This is a genomic window from Sphingomonas olei, from assembly GCF_045369765.1.
In the GTDB taxonomy this organism is placed as follows: domain Bacteria; phylum Pseudomonadota; class Alphaproteobacteria; order Sphingomonadales; family Sphingomonadaceae; genus Sphingomonas; species Sphingomonas panaciterrae.
Window position 1 is genome coordinate 45,343 of sequence record NZ_JBIQEU010000012.1, and the last position, 16,584, is coordinate 61,926.

The following is a 16,584-nucleotide window of genomic DNA, read 5'->3' on the forward strand; positions in this document are numbered from 1 at the left end:
CATCATCATTCGGCTGGTGGCATTGCACGGCGTGGAGGCGGGTCGGTTTGACCCCGGTCAAAGCCGCATGCGGGCCGTACGCTAGCCTCCCCGCACAAAGGGAGTTTGCCCGTGACGAGGCATGATCGTTCTGCCGGCCTCGTGCTGGCGTTTTCGCGTGGCTGGCAGGTGGTGCAGGAAGTCGACCTGATGCGCCTCGTCGCCTTTCACACCGGCGTCGCCGCGCTGTGCGACGCGCTGGAGCAATGCGCCGACGCCCTGCCCGCATTGCCGGATCCGGCAACGTGCGCGCGGCTGTGCAGCGGACTGGAGATGGTGATCGCAACTGGTGACGATGATCGCTGCCCGGTCGCCCCGTTCCTGCGCCCGTCCGGCACTGACCCGCTCGGCACGGCACTATCCCGCCTGATCGAGACGCGGCGCGTTGCCAACACCGTTTACGCGCAGGAACTGATCGCCGCGCTTCGGCCCGATGACGAAACGCCTACGCCTGATGCGGCGACGCTCGGCTATATGCTGCGCTGTTTCTTCACTGGCTGCCGCGCATCGATCGAGCTCGAACAGCTGGCGATCCTCGCGGCCGCGCACCAGCGGCTCACCGCAGAGGGGCGGGCATTGCTGGTCGAGGCGCTGGGACGGCGGGCCGCCGCCGGCTAGCCCGCCGTCGCTGCCCTCAGGCCGCCTGTGCGCGCAGTTCCAGCGCGTTCTGATCGGCGATGGTGATCCCCCGCCCGCCGGGCAGCGAGATGACGCCGGCGCTTTTCAGCTTCGTCATCTGCCGGCTGACGGTCTCGATCGTCAGCCCCAGCACGTCAGCGATCTGACCGCGCGTCAGCGGCAGGTCAAAGGTCAATGGCCCGTCGGGCGTCGCGCGGCATCCGGTGCTGCCCGCGCGTGACGCCATGTCGAGCAGGAAGCCGGCGATCTTCTCCTCCGCCGATTTGCGCGCCAGCGTCAGCATCCGGCCGCGCGCCTCGTTCAGCGCGCGCAGCGTGCGTTGCAGCAGCACGTGCTCCATGCGCGCATGATCCTCCAGCACCCGCTCGAACGCCTGGCGGGGGAAGACGCACAATTCGGCATCGGTCAGTGCGGTGATCGTGAAATCGGCGTGATCGGTAAAGGGCGTGCCGACGAAGTCGGAGGCATAAAGCAGACCGACGATCTGCTCGCGCCCGTCGGCGGTCGACGCCACCAGCTTCAGCACGCCGGACAGCAGATTGGCGCAGATCACGCTTTCATCGCCCGCCCACATGACGGTGGCGCCGCGCGGCACCCGGCGGCGCTGCCCGATCGAATTGAGCGCGACGAGTTCCTGATCGTCGAGGCTGCCGCACAGCGCCTGGTCGCGCACGGCGCAATCCGCACAAATATCCTTGGCCAGCATGGCTGCCATATAGGTCGGCGGCGCAGGTCTGTCGCCCCCGCCTTGTCATGCAAAACGGGGCGACGCACGCGCGTCACCCCGTGCTGCGTCGATCACCGGCGCGCCGGCGCCTCGTCGTCATCCTCGATCGGCAGATGGAATTCGTGCCAGATGCCGTTGAGGATGCCGAACAGGACGGCGAGGCCAAGGCCGAGAACCCAGGTGAAATACCACATCGTATCAGCCTCCTGTCAGTAGAAGTCAGGGTTGGTGCGGACTTCCTCCGTCGTCACCCGGCCGAACATCACCTTGTATGCCCAGGCGGTGTAGGCGAGCACGATGGGCAGGAAGACCACCGTAACGAACAGCATGATCCCCAGCGTCCGGTGCGTGGACGATGCGTTCCACACCGTCAGGCTGGAATGCGCATCGATGCTGGACGGCAGGATGAACGGGAACATCGAACAGCCAACGGTGGCGATGATCCCGACCGCGGCGGAGGATGAGCCGGCAAAGGCCAGCACCTCGGCGCCGCGGCGGATGCCGACAAACGCCAGCACCGCACCGACCGAGCCCATCAGCGGCGCCGCCACCATCCAGGGATAAAGCGCAAAGTTGGTGAGCCAGCCGCCCGCGGCCTGTTCGGCGGTGGTGCGCAGCGGGTTGGACGGGCCGGCCGGATCGACGACGCTGGTGATGCGATACCCGACATCGCCATAAGCGACGAACACATAGCCGACCGCGAACAGCGCGATCGTCGCGATCGCCGCGACGCTGCCGACGGTGCGGGCGCGATCGTGCACTGGCCCACGCTCCACCTTGATCGCCAGCCACGCCGCGCCGTGCAGCACCAGCATCGCGACCGACAACAGGCCGCACAGCAGCGTGAAGGGCGTGAACAGGTCAAGGAAACTGCCTTCGTAGAAGGAGCGCAGGTCGCTATCGATGCGGAAAGGCGCGCCCTGCAGCACGTTGCCGACCGCCACACCGAACACCAGGGCCGGGACGAAGCCGCCGACGAACAATGCCCAGTCCCAACGGGTGCGCCACGCCGGGTCCGGCCGCTTGGAGCGATATTTGAACCCCACCGGCCGCAGGATCAGCGCCGATAGCACCACGAACATCGCCAGATAGAAGCCGGAGAAGCTGACGGCATAGACGTGCGGCCAGGCGGCGAAGATCGCACCGCCGCCCAGGATGAACCACACCTGGTTACCCTCCCAGGTCGGTCCCACGCTGTTGATCACCATACGCCGCTCGGCGTCGGTCTTGGCAACCCAGGGCAGCAGCGATGCCACCCCCAGGTCGTACCCATCGGTGAGGGCGAAGCCGATGAGCAGCACGCCCATCAGCGCCCACCAGATGACGCGGAGCGTCTCATAGTCGAACATGGTTCGATCCTTTCGTTCAGGCGGTAATGGGCTCGGCGGGGATCGGTCCCGGCGCCGGCTGATCAGGCTCGCGCGCATCCGGCCCGTGCTTGATCGCGGCGAGGATCAGGCGAACCTCGATCACGGCCAGGCCGCCATACAGCGCGGTGAAGCCCGCGATCGTCGTCCACAGGGCGCCGCGGCTCAGGGTGCTGTGCGCCAGGAACGTCGGCAGGACGCCTTCGATCGCCCAGGGCTGGCGGCCCAGCTCGGCGACGATCCAGCCCATCTCGGCCGCGATCCACGGCAGCGGGATGGCCGCAACGGCCAGCTTCAGGAACCAGCGGCTCTGCAGATGCAACCGTAGCGAGCACAGGACGAATGCCGCACCGAACAGCGCGATCATCGCAAAGCCGATCAGCGCCATCACGCGGAAGGTCCAGAACATCAGGCCCACGTCAGGCACCGTGTCCCACGCCGCCGCCTCGATCTGCGCCGGGGTCGCCAGGCGCGGATCGTCCAGATGCCGCTTCAGCAGCAGGGCATAGCCAAGGTCGCGCTTGTGCGTCTCGAACCGGGCGCGCTGCTCGGCATTGGTGGGATCGGTCTTCAACCGTTCGACCGCATCATAAGCGATGATGCCCGACGCGATCCGCTCCTGCGCCTTCAGCACCAGTTCCGACATGCCGGCAACGGTGCCATCCAGGCTGCGCGTCGCGATCAGGCCCAGCAGCCACGGAATCTCGACCTTGTAGCGCGTCTCGCGTGCGACGGAATCGGGATAGCCGACCAGCGTCAGGCCACTGGGGCCAGGCTCGGTGTGCCAGACCGCCTCGATCGCGGCGAGCTTCATCTTCTGGTTGTCGGTCAGCGCATAGCCGCTCTCGTCACCCAGCACGACGACCGACAGCGAGGAGGCAAGGCCGAACGCCGCGGCGACCGTCATCGACCGACGCGCCACGGGGATGAAGCGGCCTTTCAGCAGGTAATAGGCCGATACGCCCAGCACGAGTGCGGAGGCGATGACGTAGCCGGCGCTGACGGTGTGGACGAACTTGGCCTGCGCAATCGGATTGAACAGCACCGCGCCAAAGTCGCTCACCTCCATCCGCATAGTTTCGGGATTGAAGGTCGCGCCGACCGGGTTCTGCATCCAGCCGTTGGCAATCAGGATCCACAAGGCGGACAGGTTGGTGCCAAGCGCCACCAGGAAGGTGACGATGAGGTGGCCCAGTTTCGACAGCCGGTCCCAGCCGAAGAACATGATGCCGACCATGGTCGCCTCGAGGAAGAAGGCCATCAGCCCCTCGATCGCGAGCGGCGCACCGAAGATGTCGCCGACATAATGCGAGAAATACGACCAGTTGGTGCCGAACTGGAACTCCATGGTGAGCCCGGTCGCGACACCCAGCGCGAAATTGATGCCGAAGATCTTGCCCCAGAACCGAGTCGCGACCCGCCACACCGGGCGGTTCGTCATCACATAGATCGATTCCATGATGACGAGCATGAACGACAGGCCGAGCGTCAACGGCACGAACAGGAAGTGGTACAGCGCGGTCAGCGCGAATTGCAGCCGCGACAGGTCTGTGACCCCGAGGTCCATTGAAATGTCTCCCCCGTGGGGCCGCACGTCCGGCCCCTGGATGGCCGCGCGGTAGGCCCGGGCCGCACGCGCAACATTGACCGTGGTCAAAGACCTGGCGCTGTTTCGCAGCGACCTGCCGTGCATGACTGCGATCCCATCGACAAAGGCCATGGCCCGTGCGCGCGGCCGGTGGCTCACCGCCGCGGCCGGCACGGGCGCGGGCGCTGCCGGCGCCGTGCTGCTGCTGGATACGCTCGCCGCCATCGGCTTTGCCGCCGGCCTTGCGGGCGGCGTGGTCGCAGTACCGGATGGCCTCGCCGCCGTCCTTCCCTGGGCGGCGCTGGTCGCGGTGACCGGCGCGGCCCGTGGGCTGTTCGCCATGGCATCGGCGCGGATCGGCGCCGCTGCAGCCGAGCGGTCGAAGGCGCAGGTGCGCCGCCGCGTGGTGGAGGCCGCGCTTCACCGCGCGCCGGGTGGCGCCACCACCATGGGCGGCTGGATCACTGCCGCGGTTGACGAGGTGGAGGCGCTCGACGGCTATGTCGCCCGCTTCCTCCCGGCGCGACGCGCGGCCGTGCTGGCGCCCCTACTGGTACTGGCCGCCACCGCCATCGCCAGCCCGGTATCGGCGGCGATCCTGCTCGGCACGCTGATCCCCTTCGTCATCGCAATGGCGCTCGCCGGCGGCGCCGCGGCGGATGAATCGCGCCGCCAGTTCGTCGCCTTGTCGCGCCTTTCCGGCCGCTTTGCGGATCGCGTGCGCGCCCTGCCGGTGGTGCTCGCCTTCGGGGCGGAGCAGCGCGAGGCGAAGGCGCTGGGCGAAGCGGCGGACGAGCTCGCCAAACGAACGATGCGTGTGCTGCGGGTCGCCTTCCTGTCCTCCGCGGCGCTCGAATTCTTCGCCGCGCTATCAGTGGCGCTGGTCGCGGTCTATTGCGGCTTCAACCTGCTCGGCCAACTCCCCTTCCCCGTGCCCGAACAGCTCGATCTCGGCCGGGCCTTCTTCGTGCTGGCGCTGGCACCCGAATTCTATGGTCCGATGCGCCGCCTTGCCGCCGCCTATCACGACAAGCAGTCGGCAGAGACGGCGGCCGAGCGGCTGATGGCGCTCCCCGCCCCGCTCACCCCGGCGCGCCCGCGGCCGATTTCCGCCCAGCCCGCACTCGCCTTCCACGATGTGACGATCCGCTATCCCGACAGCGACCGCCCAGCGGTCGCCAACCTCTCCTTCACCGCCGCGCCCGGACAGACGATCGCGCTGGTCGGCCCGTCGGGCAGCGGCAAGTCGAGCCTGCTCCACCTGCTGCTCGGCCTCGCGCCGATGGAAAGCGGCACGGTGCTGGTGGACGGCGTGCCGCTCGACACGATGGGGACGATCGCGCCGCTCGCCAGCTGGGCCGGGCAGCACCCGCTGCTGCTCGCCGGCACGATCCGCGACAATCTGCTGCTGGCCAATCCGAAAGCGACGCCCCGCGATCTCGACGCCGCGGTCGAGGGCGCGGGGCTTGGACCGATGCTGGCACGCCGTCCGGCGGGGCTGGACAGCGAAATCGATTCGCGCGGCAGCGGGCTGTCGGGCGGCGAACGACGTCGGATCGCACTCGCCCGCGCGCTGCTGAAGCCGGCGCCGTTGCTGCTGCTGGACGAGCCGACCGCGCATCTCGATCACGCCAGCGAAACCGCGCTGATCGCCACCATCGCCGGCGCGTGCCGTGGACGCACCACCCTCCTCGCCACCCATAGCGAGCGCCTTGCCGCCATCGCCGACCAGGTCGTCCGCCTCGGAGACAGCCAATGACCCTCGCCACGCTGATCGCCGCTGAACGTCGCGCCCAGCGTCGCCTGCTGCTGCGCGCGTCGCTCTTTGCCGCGCTGGTCGCCGCGGCCTCGGTTGTTCTCCTCGGCCTGTCGGGCTGGTTCATCACCGCCGCCGCGATTGCCGGGGCGGCGGGGCCGGCGGTGGCGCTGGCCTTCAACTACATGCTGCCATCCGCCGGCATCCGCCTGCTCGCGATCGTCAGGACCGGCGCGCGCTATGGTGAGCGGCTGGCCAGCCACGAGGCGTCGTTTGGCGCGCTCGCACGCATCCGGCCCGCCTTGTACCGTGCGCTGGCCGCCGCGCCGGTCCACCGCGCGATGGCGCTCGGCACCGGAGAAGCAACCGCACGCCTCGTCGATGATGTCGGCGCGATCGAGAGCCGCTTCGTCCGCCTGTCAGCACCCTGGGGCATTGCCGCCGCTGTCGGCGCCGGCGGCTGTTTGGTAATCCTCGGCGGTATCCCCGCCGCGCTGGCGACACTGGCTTGCGCCGGGGCGACCCTGGTGATCGGCACGCTATTGTCCCGCCGCATGGATGCGCCGGGTCGCGCGGTTCAGCAGGCGGCCGGCGCGCTGCGCGAGGAAGTCGCCCGGCTGGTCGATGCCGCGCCGGAGCTTCGCTGCTTCGGGCTGGAGGATTGGGCCGCAGACCGGATCACCGTGGAGGCGCGCGCACTGGGTCATGCGCATCGCCGGCATACCGAAGCGGCAGGCTGGTTCGAATGGCTTCACGCGGGTGGGATCGGCCTGGCCGCCGCCAGCGCGCTGTTCCTTGCCGCCCCCGCCGGCGCGCCGATCGCGGCAATGGCGGCCTTGGCCGCAGCGATGACGATCGATGGCCTGGGGCCGCTGCTGCGCGCCCTGGTCGAGCAGGGACGCGTGCGTGAGGCAGAGGTCCGGCTCGACGCCATCCTGGAGAATGCTTCCGCGCAGATCGCCCCTGCCCCTGCCCCTGCCCCGGCCACTGCGCTTGTCGCCGCGCCGACACTCACCCTCGCCAGCCCGTGCAGCGCCGTCCTTCGTCCCGGCGAGCGTGTCGCGTTGGTCGGCCCGTCGGGCGCCGGCAAGACGACGCTGCTCGAAACGCTGCTCGGCCTGCGAGATCCCGCGCCGGGCAGCATGGCGCTCCATGGGCATGACGCGGCACAGATCGATCCCGTCATTCGCCGCCGCTGCTTCGGCTGGGCGCCGCAAGATGCCGCCCTGCTCTCGGGCACTGTGCGCGACAATCTGCTGCTCGCCGATCCGGCGCTGTCCGACGACGCGCTGTGGCAGGCGCTGCACGATGCCGCGATCGACGATCGCGTGCGCGCGCTCGGCGGGCTCGACGGATGGGTCGGTGAGAATGGCGCGCGGCTATCCGGCGGTGAGCGCCGGCGGCTCGCCCTCGCCCGCGCTTATGCGAGCGCGGCGCCCTGGCTGTTGCTCGACGAACCGAGCGAAGGGCTGGACGCGGCGACCGAACAGCTGGTGGCCGCGCGGCTGGCGCAGCGGCTGAATCGCACCGGTCAGGGGCTCCTGCTGGTCAGCCATCGGCCCGCGATGGTCGCCACCTGCCAGCGCCGGATCGATCTTCTCGCCGGCGATCACCCGCTGCCGCAACTCGCTGCCTGATCCGGTCACCCAGCGATACGGGCGAGCGCCGCGCGGTCGAGCAGCCGCACCTGCCGCCCGCCCGGCAGCGCGATGAGCCCGGCGGCCTTTAGCGCCGTCATCTGCCGGCTAACCGTCTCGATCGTCAGGCCCAGCACCTCACCCACCGCGCCGCGCCCCATCGGCAGGTCCACGCGGTCACCCACGCCCAGTCGGCGATGCATGTCGAGCAGGAAGGCGGCGACCTTCTCCGGCGCGTGCCTTCGCCCCAGCATCAGCATCCAGCGCCGCGCCTCGGCCAGCGTCCCCATCGCGCGGCGCAGCAACAGCCCCTCGGCCCCCGGCTGGGCCGCCAGTACCGGCTCCAGCGCACGGCGCGAGTAAAGGCACAGATCGGCATCGACCAGCGCCACCACCGTCTCGCGCGCCTGTTCGACGAACAATTCGCCGACGAAATCGCCGGGAAACAACAGGCCGACGATCTGCGCCCGCCCGTCCGGATCCTCGCGCACGACCTTCAGCACGCCGGAGACCAGATTGGCGCAGACCGCCGCCGGATCACCCGCCCAGATCAGCACCTGGCCGGCCTTCAGCATGCGCCGGCGGCCGATGCCGTGCAACGCAGTCAGCTCCCGATCGGCAAAGCTCGCGCACACCGACGTGTCGCGCGCGGCACAGGCGGCGCAGCGTGGCGGGGCGCAGCCGGGGTCGTTGGCGGCGATCGGCACGCGGCTCAGACGGCGCTGCTGAAGCGCGCGGGCTCCTCACCGCGATAGGCGTCCAGCGTCGCCGCGATCACCCGCGCATAGGGGCGCGCCTCATCCTGCAGCAGCAGGCGCTCGCCCTTCCAGCGGACAAGCCCGTGCGCGACGAACGGCGCCAGCCGCGAATGAACCGTTCCCAGTTGCGGCACCCCCGACAGGTCGGCTTCGCCACGCGTCAGGATCGCTTCGATCGCCCGTCCGCGGAGCCGGTCCTCGGCGCTGCGCCGCAGCCCGCGTGTGACCGCGAAGCGCCCGCTGCCGATCGCCATGTGATAGCGGCCGGTGTTCTTTTCATTCTGCAGCAGACGATCGGGAAATTCGCTGATCGCGCTCGCGCCCAGCCCAACCAGCGTTTCCGCCGGATCCTCGGTAAAGCCCTGGAAATTGCGCCGCAGTGTGCCCGCGGCCGCCGCCTGCGCCAGCGCGTCGTCCGGCCGCGCGAAATGATCGAAACCGACTGCGCGATACCCCGCCCCGGTCAGTGTCTCATGCGCCAGTGCCGCATGCCGAAACCGTGCCGCCGCGTCGGGCAGCAACGTGGCGTCGATCCGCCGCTGCCGCGCGATCATGTGCGGCACATGGGCGTAGCCGAATACCGCCAGCCGGTCCGGCGCCATCGTCAGCGCCGTGGCCAGCGTCGCGCGCAAACTGTCATCGTCCTGTGCCGGCAGGCCGTACATCAGGTCGAAGTTGATCGATGACACGCCGGCCTCGCGCAGGATCGCGACGGCCTCGCGGATCTCCGCTTCGGGCTGCACCCGGCCGATCGCGGCCTGAATCGCGGGGTCGAACGTCTGCACGCCCAGGCTCGCCCGCGTGACCTGCGCGCCGCGTAGCACCCGTGCCCATCCCGCGCCGAAGCCGCGCGGATCGATTTCGACCGAGACGATCGTGTCGTCATCGCACTGAAAGGCGTCACGGACCTGCGCGACCAGGTCAGCAAAGGCGTCGGCCGGTATGGCGTTGGGGCTGCCCCCGCCGAAGGCGATGCGCCCCACGCGGCCGCGTCCGTCCAGCCGGCGCGCGACCAGCGCAATCTCTTCGCCCAGCCGCGCCAGATAGTTGGACAGCCGCGCGCTGCGGTTCGCCGCGCCCGTGTTGCACCCGCAATACCAGCAGATTTCCCGACAATATGGGATGTGGAGATAAAGCGAGATCGCCTCGTCCGGCGCGACCCGGTCAAGCGCGACGGCCATGTCCTCGCTACCCACCGTGTCGCCGAATTCGGCCGCCGTCGGATAGCTGGTATAGCGCGGCACCGCGCGGGCGAGCAGGTCGGGATGGTAGGTCCACATGCCAACCGCGTGGGGCACGGCCAGTGGCGCATCCTTGATCGCGGTCAAAAACTTGCTTGGCGCCGATCAACGCCGACCCCCGCCGGCGCGCCTACCCCGGTCGCATTCCGAACAAAGATGCAAAGGGGAATGACGATGAAGAAGCGGTTGGTCGCGGCGCTGGGTGTCATGGTTGCCGGCGTGGCTGCCATACCCGCCGCGGCGCAGGACGATGCGGCGCGGGTCGGAACGCGCGCCGGCGACGTGCTGCTGCGCGCCCGCGCCATCACGGTTGCGCCCAATGAGCGCTCCGGCAGCATCCTGCCCGCTTTCCCGGGGGAGAAGGTGCGGATCGACAACAGCGTCATGCCCGAACTCGACCTCACCTATATGGCGACCGACAATATCGGTTTCGAACTGATCGCTTCCACGACGAAGCATCATGCCGACGGTCGCACCGGCACCACCGGCGGTATCGGCCGCCTGGCCTCCACCTGGGTGCTGCCGCCGACGCTGACCATGCAATATCACTTCATGCCGCGCTCCACCGTGCGGCCCTATGTCGGCGCGGGGATCAACTACACGATCTTCTGGAACGAAAAGGCCTCGCCCGCGCTGGAGGCAGCAGTCGGGCGCACCCGCGTGCACATGAAGGACAGCGTCGGCTGGGCCGCCCAGGCTGGCATCGACATCGACCTGTCGCGCAAGGTGTTCCTGAACCTCGACGTCAAATATATCGACATTGATACGACCGCCCGGCTGGATACCGCAACCGCCGGTACGCAGCGCGTGCGGTTGAACGTCGATCCTTTGGTCTTCGGCGTCGGCCTCGGCCTCCGCCTCTGATCCTCGTCTCTACCCGACGCCGCCGCGGTCGCCCTCCCGGACAGCCGCGGCGGCTTCGCGTCGGTCATCCTGACGGCAGCGTATAACCCACGGTCGCCTGCGCCACGATCCCGGCCTCGCTTCCCTGCCAGATCCGGACATCGACAGTGACCAGCCGGCGCCCCATCTTCAGGATGGTGGCATCCGCGACGATCCGCTCGAACCGGCACGCGCGCAGGAAGCTCATGGTCAGGGTGTGCGTAACCGCCATCAGCATCGGTCCGGTGTGCGCCAGGATCACCGCATAGGCGACATGATCGGCCAGCGTCATCAGCGTCGGGCCGGAGACGATGTTGCCCGGCCGCGCCATCGCCGGCAGCGGATCCAGGATCATGCGCGCGGTTCCGGGGCCAAGCACCTCGACCGTCCCGCCCTCGCCTGCCCGCCCCGGGAAGGCACCGGCCAGCAGCGTGCGCAATTCCTCCACGCTCAGGATCGGGCCGCCATCTGTCCTGCCGCGTCCCACGCCATCCGCACTCATCCTCGCCGCTCTCCCTTTCTGTTGCCGCCACGCGGGCGCCCGAAGCGGCTTTGGCAAAGCGGCAGCGCGACGAGAAGAGGCATGGCGCCCCTCGGCAGGTAAACAGCGACGGGAAAGGTGGCGCAGCGGCGCGGTCAGCGTGTTTCCATCCAAACTCCCCATCAGGGAAGTGGCGCGCCCGGAACGATTCGAACGTCCGACCCTCAGATTCGTAGTCTGATGCTCTATCCAGCTGAGCTACGGGCGCGTGGAACTTGTGCTGTAAATAATGGCGCGCCCGGAACGATTCGAACGTCCGACCCTCAGATTCGTAGTCTGATGCTCTATCCAGCTGAGCTACGGGCGCGTTGGAGTGGCGCTGATAGAAGCGACTTTTGGATTAGGCAAGAGCGTTGCGCATAACTTTCTCGCTACCTAACACATTCTCATGCTGCTCCGTGCCTTTCCCGCCCCGCTCGCCCTCCTCCTGATCGCTGCCGGGTGCACCGCGCAGGGCGATTATCCCTCGCTGCTTCCCCGGCCCGCCGAAACGCAGAACCTCGATGAACCGCCACCCGCCGCGCCCGAGCCGCCGCAGACGGACCCCGCGCTCGACGCACAGATCGCCACCGTCATGGCCACGCTGACAAAACGGGTGAGCGCGTTCGATACGGCCGCGACGCGCGCCGCCCGACTGGTCAGCAGCGCGCGTGGTGCCGCCGCGGGCACCGATCGCTGGCTCGATGCGCAGGTGGCGCTGGCGGAACTGGATTCGCTGCGCTCATCGACTGGCGACCTGGCGATCCAGCTCGGCGACATGGCGCAGGAGCGCGCCGTGACGGTGGGCTCCGAATATCCGGCGCTGACCGCCGCCTCAGCGCAGGTCCGCGACGCCGTCACCGCGCAGGTCGCGCGAATTACGGCGCTTCAGGGGCAGCTCGCCCCCGCCTGAGCATGATCGCGGCGGGGACGAGCGTTGCCGCTCAGCGCGCCATGCCCTCGATCGGGCGAAGCGCCCCATTGCGCAGGTACATGGCGGTCACGGTAATCTCGGTCACGCCATTGCCTACATGCACCGCCGTCACCTTGGGCGATGGCTTGCGGCCCAGGATGAAGTCCAGCAGCGTCACCTTGGGATCGCCCGACGCGCCGCCGCCGTCCGACTTGTCGGTCTCGCCATTGCCGTTCATGTCGTGCCGCAGGTCGACGGCGTAAGTGCCGGGTGCCGACACCGGCAGGCAGATCCGCACGGGCCCGGAACTTGGCGCCGGCACTTCGACGCGCGTGATCCAGCCCTTCTTCTCGAACCAGGTGGAGGTCGCCCCGCCAAAGGTGCGGGCGCGCAGCGCCCCGTTGCGGTTCTTCAGCCCCACCACATTCACCAGGATCGACGGCTCATTCCCCGCCGCGCAGCGCGCGGCATAGGGGCCAAGGATGGTGCCCTTGCCCTGCGCTGCCACCGAGGGGGCAAGCAGCAGGAGAGCGGCCGAAGCAATGATACGCACAGTGTTCATGCACCCCCTTTGACAGCATCTCGTGGCGCAATCAGGGCGATTCGTCGACGAAACCGGTCGGCAGGAAGGTGATCCCGCTCGCCCGCCGCCACGCCAGAAGGGATATTGCGTAGGTACCCAGCCCTGCGACCAGCGCGGCGGGCGGCAGGCGGTGCAGCGCCAGCACGGCCCCCATCGCCGCCGCGCCGATCGCCAGCGGAATGGCGGCGACGCCCGGGGTCGCGACGATCCCGAAGACGCGACGCAGCACGATCCGTCGCGCCAGCGCGCGCGCGGCATAGCCGCCCAGCACTGCCCCGGCCGCGCCTGCCATCCCGAACACCGGGATCAGCACGCTCGCCAGCAACCCGGCCACCGCCACCCCTAGCAGCGTGACCCGAAGGCCGAGCCGCGGCCGGCGATAGGCGAAGATCAGGTCCGCCACGCCAAAGCTGCCTTGCACGATCTCCGCACCCGTCAGCAGCAGAAGCGCCCCCGCCCCGGCGCCAAAGCCCGCGCCGAACAGCTCCAGCAGCGGTGCACCCACGACGGCGAGGGCGATCAGCAGCGGCAATTGGATCACCAGCAACAGGCGGATTGCGCTGCCGATCGCCCGCCCCGCACCAACCTCCCCGGCCTGCGCGAGCGTGTTGGAGACGAGCGGCACCAGCATCCCGTCGATGCTCTGGCGCACCTGGCGGGGCACGATGGCGATCTGCTTGACCACGCCATAGATGCCCGCCGCAGCCTGCCCCAGCAAAGCGCCGACCAGCCACAGATCGATCCGCGCGACCAGCCCGTCGCTCACCTCGCTGATCATCGTCGGCAGGCCCTGCGATGCCATCCGACGCAGTCGCTGTCGGCTCGGACGGTAGGGCACGCCGCTCCTCGGGAGCACCCGCCGCACGGCGAGTCCCGCGTATGCCAGCACCACCAGCGAGGCGACCAGATAGGACAGCGGCAGGCCGATCGCCCGCGCCCCCGCAACCCAAGCGAGCAGCGCGACCACGATGCCGATCCAGGGCTGGATCACGCTCTTTCCGATCACGTCATAGCGTATTTCCCGTCCCCAGCGCGTCGCGGCGAGCAGCACTTCGATCAGCACCTGGATCAGGATGGTCGGCGCAAGCCACAGCAGCGCCGTCGCCGTCTGCGCCGCCAGCGTAGTGGTGGGCACGAGCAGCACAGCCGCCGCCACCGCGATCCAGAGGATCGTCGACGCGCCCCCCGCCAACAGCACCGCATCCATCACCACGTGCCGCGGCGCACGGCCCGGGCCGCGCTCGTCGATCCACTGGAAAATCAGCCAGCGTGCGCCGACCCCGCCCGCCATCACCCCCAGTTCGACCACCGCCAGGGCAATGGCATAGGCGCCCAGCAGCGAAGCGCCGTACAATTGCGCGCCCGCAAACAGAAAGCCAAAGCGCGCGCCGAAGCGGATCAGGAAGCCGAGCGCATTGGCCCCGCCACCGCGCAGGATCAATTGTCCCGCCCGGTCGCTTGTCGGTGGTCCAGTCTCAGGCGGCGACGAGGGCACCGGGGCCGAGCGCCGCCTGCTCGATGAACAGCGCCTGATAGGCCGCGATCATCGCCGTCATGCCGAACGCCTCGACGCGCGCCGGCCCCGCGGCGCCCAGCCGCGCAGCGAGCGCCCGGTCCTCGATCAGGCGATCGATCCCGTCGCTGATCGCATCGGCATCCGGCGTCACGCACCAGCCCGCCACATCATGGCCGACCAGCTCGCGCGATCCGAAGCGGCAATCGGTGACCAGTGTCGGTCGCCCCAGCGACAGCGCCTCGCCGGCGGTCGTCGGAAAGCCTTCCCATCGCGACGGCAGCACCACCAGGTCGGCCCGCGCCATCCACGCCCAGGGATTGTCGTCGAACCCGACGAAGCTGACGCTCCCATCAATGCCAAGCGCTGCCGCCTGTTGCCGCAGTTGCGCCTCGCGCGATCCACGGCCGACAATCACCAGGTCATGCGTGCCCCGCGCGCGACTGGCGGCATAGGCCGTCAGCAGCATGTCATGGCCCTTCTGATATTCCAGCCGGCCGACCGACAGGATGAACGGCCGCGCCTCCGATGTTCGCGCGATCGGCGCGTCCGACTCCCGGCGCGCGCGCGCGGCATCGATCGGGTTGCGGATCATCCGCATGCGTGCGGGGTCCAGCGCCAGATCGTCTATCAGGCCGTCCGCCATATGCTGCGAATTGGCGAGCAACACGTCGGCCGCGCGATAGGTCCGCGCCGTATACCAGGTAACCAGCCGCTGCGCTGCCGGTGAGCGAAGCTCGTCACCGATCACCGCCAGCGTATTGTTGCCTTCGCGCGCGATCCAGCGCGGCCGCGCCGCACCAAGCCCCGCCAGCGCCAGCTGCGTGATCAGCGTCGTCCCCTTCAGGAAGCTCATCACTACGTCGGGCCGCCATTCCTGGATCATGCGCCGAAACGCGATCGGCGCCTGCATCGCCCCCGCGATCAGCCGACCCGGGCGGTAGAAGCCGGCGTTCGGCCCCTCGAACACGAACCGCCGCTCCCCCTCCGGGGCCACCATCAACCGCGCTGGGTCGACATCCTTCACGAACGGCCCGGCAGCGCGAAGCAACCCGATGCGCACGTCGACCAAGGCGGGATCGCAGCGGTTGGCTAGGTGGACTGCGACGCGCTCGGCCCCGCCCCCATGAAGCGATGTCAGCAGCAGCAGAACGCGTGCCGGAGGGATCCGTCGCCTGTCATCCTCCTCGCCGCGCCCCATCGTGTTTCCTTGTCTTCCCCCTCACGCTACAACCAACTGGCCCGCGTGAGCCAAGCTCCGGAAAAAATGCCGGAACCGTCGCGCTTTGTTGGGGGGTGGTCCGGGGTTGGTCAAGCATCAGCTGCTCGTCGGCGCGGCCGAATTCTGGACCGCTGCGGCGGACGACATCGCGGCGGCGCGCGATCGCGTGCTGGTCCAGGCGATGACATTCGAGGCGGACGCCGCCGGCACGGGCGTCTTCGATGCCCTTGCCGCCAGCACCGCCACGGATCGCCGCATCCTGGTCGACAGCTATTCGCGCATGGTGGTGAACGACCGTTTCGTGCTGTCGCCGCAACGCCTGTCTAACGCCGCCTTCCGCCAGGAGGTGCGCGCGACACGCGAGATGTTCCGCGATGCCGGGCGCCACGGCATCGCCGTGCGGCAGACCAATCCGGTCGGCCGCAACCCGCTGCGTTATGGCGTGCGCAACCACAAGAAGCTGCTGATCACCGACGACGTCGCCTATCTCGGCGGGCTGAACTTCAGCGACCACAATTTCGCCTGGCACGACATGATGGTGCGGATCGACGACGCAGAGGCAGCCGCCTTCCTCGCGCAGGATTTCGAAGCGACCTGGGCCGGAACGCCGCACCATGCGCGCCGCGACGCACCCGGCCTCACCCTCGTCGCGCTAGACGGGCGAACCAACGATCAGGGCTATGCCCCGCTCGCCGACGCGATCGGCGCAGCGCAGTGCGACATTGTCGTGATCAGCCCCTATCCCAGCTTTCCGTTTCTCGACTGGCTGGAGGCAACCGCCCGCCGCGGTGTCGCGGTCGACATCCTCACCCCGCGCGACAGCAACAAGCCGATCGTGCGCGACGCACTGCTCGCCAGGCCGCCCGTGTCCAACCTCACCATCCGCCTGACGCCGGGCATGAGCCACCTGAAGGCAATGCTGATCGATGGCAAAACGCTGGTGACCGGATCGACCAACTTCGATTTCGCCAGTCATGTCGCGAATGAGGAATATCTCGCGCTCGTCGGCGATGCGACGCTGGTGGCTGATTTTTGCGCGCGCGTCCTCGATCCTGTGCGCGCCGCGAGCATCGACGCCGCGCCTTCGCGACCGTCCCGTCTGCGCGGCATGGCCGCCACCGCCGGCCTGCGCATTGCCGCCGCCGCGATCGCCCCACTGGCCCGCGCGCGCCGCACCGTCACCGACTGGCGCTGAACCG

General features: G+C 69.0%; 16 protein-coding genes and 2 tRNA genes. 6 read left to right on the forward strand and 12 right to left on the reverse strand.

What is annotated here, in order from left to right:
• Positions 1-111 precede the first annotated feature (111 nt).
• Positions 112-657 carry a hypothetical protein gene (locus ACH0BU_RS12975; RefSeq protein ID WP_136452076.1) on the forward strand — a complete coding sequence of 182 codons (546 nt, stop codon included), beginning with the start codon at positions 112-114 and terminating at the stop codon, positions 655-657.
• Positions 658-673: 16 nt separating this feature from the next.
• Here ACH0BU_RS12975 and ACH0BU_RS12980 read toward each other — a convergent pair whose 3' ends face one another.
• The 4 genes from ACH0BU_RS12980 to ACH0BU_RS12995 all read right to left on the reverse strand — a co-directional run bounded on the left by ACH0BU_RS12980 (position 674) and on the right by ACH0BU_RS12995 (position 4,339).
• Positions 674-1,384: a Crp/Fnr family transcriptional regulator gene (locus ACH0BU_RS12980; RefSeq protein WP_125944580.1), complete on the reverse strand. Its 711-nt coding sequence runs from the start codon at positions 1,382-1,384 to the stop codon at positions 674-676.
• A gap of 92 nt (positions 1,385-1,476) precedes the next feature.
• Positions 1,477-1,599, reverse strand: coding sequence for a cytochrome bd-I oxidase subunit CydX (cydX, locus tag ACH0BU_RS12985; protein ID WP_082102901.1), 123 nt, complete (start codon positions 1,597-1,599; stop codon positions 1,477-1,479).
• A gap of 15 nt (positions 1,600-1,614) precedes the next feature.
• Positions 1,615-2,754 carry a cytochrome d ubiquinol oxidase subunit II gene (gene cydB, locus ACH0BU_RS12990; protein WP_500264156.1) on the reverse strand — a complete coding sequence of 380 codons (1,140 nt, stop codon included), beginning with the start codon at positions 2,752-2,754 and terminating at the stop codon, positions 1,615-1,617.
• Between the two features lie 16 nt (positions 2,755-2,770).
• Entirely contained in the window at positions 2,771-4,339 is a 1,569-nt protein-coding gene (locus tag ACH0BU_RS12995; RefSeq protein WP_046408920.1) for a cytochrome ubiquinol oxidase subunit I, read from the reverse strand.
• Between the two features lie 151 nt (positions 4,340-4,490).
• On the opposite strand from ACH0BU_RS12995, the gene cydD reads away from it, so the two are divergent.
• Positions 4,491-6,119, forward strand: a complete 1,629-nt coding sequence (gene cydD / locus ACH0BU_RS13000; protein ID WP_500264157.1) for a thiol reductant ABC exporter subunit CydD — start codon at positions 4,491-4,493, stop codon at positions 6,117-6,119.
• Positions 6,116-7,753, forward strand: coding sequence for an ATP-binding cassette domain-containing protein (locus ACH0BU_RS13005; RefSeq protein ID WP_136452077.1), 1,638 nt, complete (start codon positions 6,116-6,118; stop codon positions 7,751-7,753). The genes cydD and ACH0BU_RS13005 overlap by 4 nt, the downstream gene beginning before the upstream one ends.
• A gap of 5 nt (positions 7,754-7,758) precedes the next feature.
• Here the strand turns inward: ACH0BU_RS13005 and ACH0BU_RS13010 are convergent, their stop codons facing one another.
• Positions 7,759-8,460: a Crp/Fnr family transcriptional regulator gene (locus ACH0BU_RS13010; protein ID WP_296221497.1), complete on the reverse strand. Its 702-nt coding sequence runs from the start codon at positions 8,458-8,460 to the stop codon at positions 7,759-7,761.
• Between the two features lie 5 nt (positions 8,461-8,465).
• Entirely contained in the window at positions 8,466-9,791 is a 1,326-nt protein-coding gene (hemN, locus tag ACH0BU_RS13015) for an oxygen-independent coproporphyrinogen III oxidase (protein ID WP_296221504.1), read from the reverse strand.
• Positions 9,792-9,920: 129 nt separating this feature from the next.
• Between hemN and ACH0BU_RS13020 the strand changes: the two genes are divergently transcribed.
• Positions 9,921-10,616: an OmpW/AlkL family protein gene (locus ACH0BU_RS13020; protein ID WP_314472312.1), complete on the forward strand. Its 696-nt coding sequence runs from the start codon at positions 9,921-9,923 to the stop codon at positions 10,614-10,616.
• A gap of 64 nt (positions 10,617-10,680) precedes the next feature.
• Here the strand turns inward: ACH0BU_RS13020 and ACH0BU_RS13025 are convergent, their stop codons facing one another.
• The 3 genes from ACH0BU_RS13025 to ACH0BU_RS13035 all read right to left on the reverse strand — a co-directional run bounded on the left by ACH0BU_RS13025 (position 10,681) and on the right by ACH0BU_RS13035 (position 11,482).
• Positions 10,681-11,136, reverse strand: a complete 456-nt coding sequence (locus tag ACH0BU_RS13025; protein WP_046408915.1) for a PaaI family thioesterase — start codon at positions 11,134-11,136, stop codon at positions 10,681-10,683.
• Between the two features lie 170 nt (positions 11,137-11,306).
• Positions 11,307-11,383, reverse strand: a tRNA-Arg gene (locus ACH0BU_RS13030).
• A 22-nt stretch (positions 11,384-11,405) separates the two neighbouring features.
• Positions 11,406-11,482: transfer RNA gene (locus tag ACH0BU_RS13035), tRNA-Arg, on the reverse strand.
• 81 nt (positions 11,483-11,563) lie between these two features.
• Here ACH0BU_RS13035 and ACH0BU_RS13040 point away from each other — a divergent pair.
• Positions 11,564-12,067: a hypothetical protein gene (locus ACH0BU_RS13040; RefSeq protein WP_314472311.1), complete on the forward strand. Its 504-nt coding sequence runs from the start codon at positions 11,564-11,566 to the stop codon at positions 12,065-12,067.
• 31 nt (positions 12,068-12,098) lie between these two features.
• Here the strand turns inward: ACH0BU_RS13040 and ACH0BU_RS13045 are convergent, their stop codons facing one another.
• From ACH0BU_RS13045 to ACH0BU_RS13055, 3 genes are read right to left on the reverse strand one after another with little or no spacing between them, the layout of a single operon-like run.
• Positions 12,099-12,629 (reverse strand): DUF2141 domain-containing protein, encoded by a 531-nt coding sequence (locus ACH0BU_RS13045; protein WP_125944373.1) that lies wholly within the window; start codon positions 12,627-12,629, stop codon positions 12,099-12,101.
• A gap of 31 nt (positions 12,630-12,660) precedes the next feature.
• Complete coding sequence (locus ACH0BU_RS13050; RefSeq protein ID WP_314472310.1) at positions 12,661-14,091, reverse strand: lipopolysaccharide biosynthesis protein; 1,431 nt, start codon at positions 14,089-14,091, stop codon at positions 12,661-12,663.
• A gap of 34 nt (positions 14,092-14,125) precedes the next feature.
• A complete protein-coding gene (locus ACH0BU_RS13055) occupies positions 14,126-15,364 on the reverse strand; it encodes a glycosyltransferase (RefSeq protein WP_296221133.1) in 1,239 nt (412 codons plus the stop codon).
• 106 nt (positions 15,365-15,470) lie between these two features.
• On the opposite strand from ACH0BU_RS13055, the gene ACH0BU_RS13060 reads away from it, so the two are divergent.
• On the forward strand, positions 15,471-16,580 hold the full coding sequence (locus tag ACH0BU_RS13060) for a phospholipase D-like domain-containing protein (protein ID WP_296221135.1): 1,110 nt from the start codon (positions 15,471-15,473) through the stop codon (positions 16,578-16,580).
• The last annotated feature ends 4 nt before the right edge of the window (positions 16,581-16,584 follow it).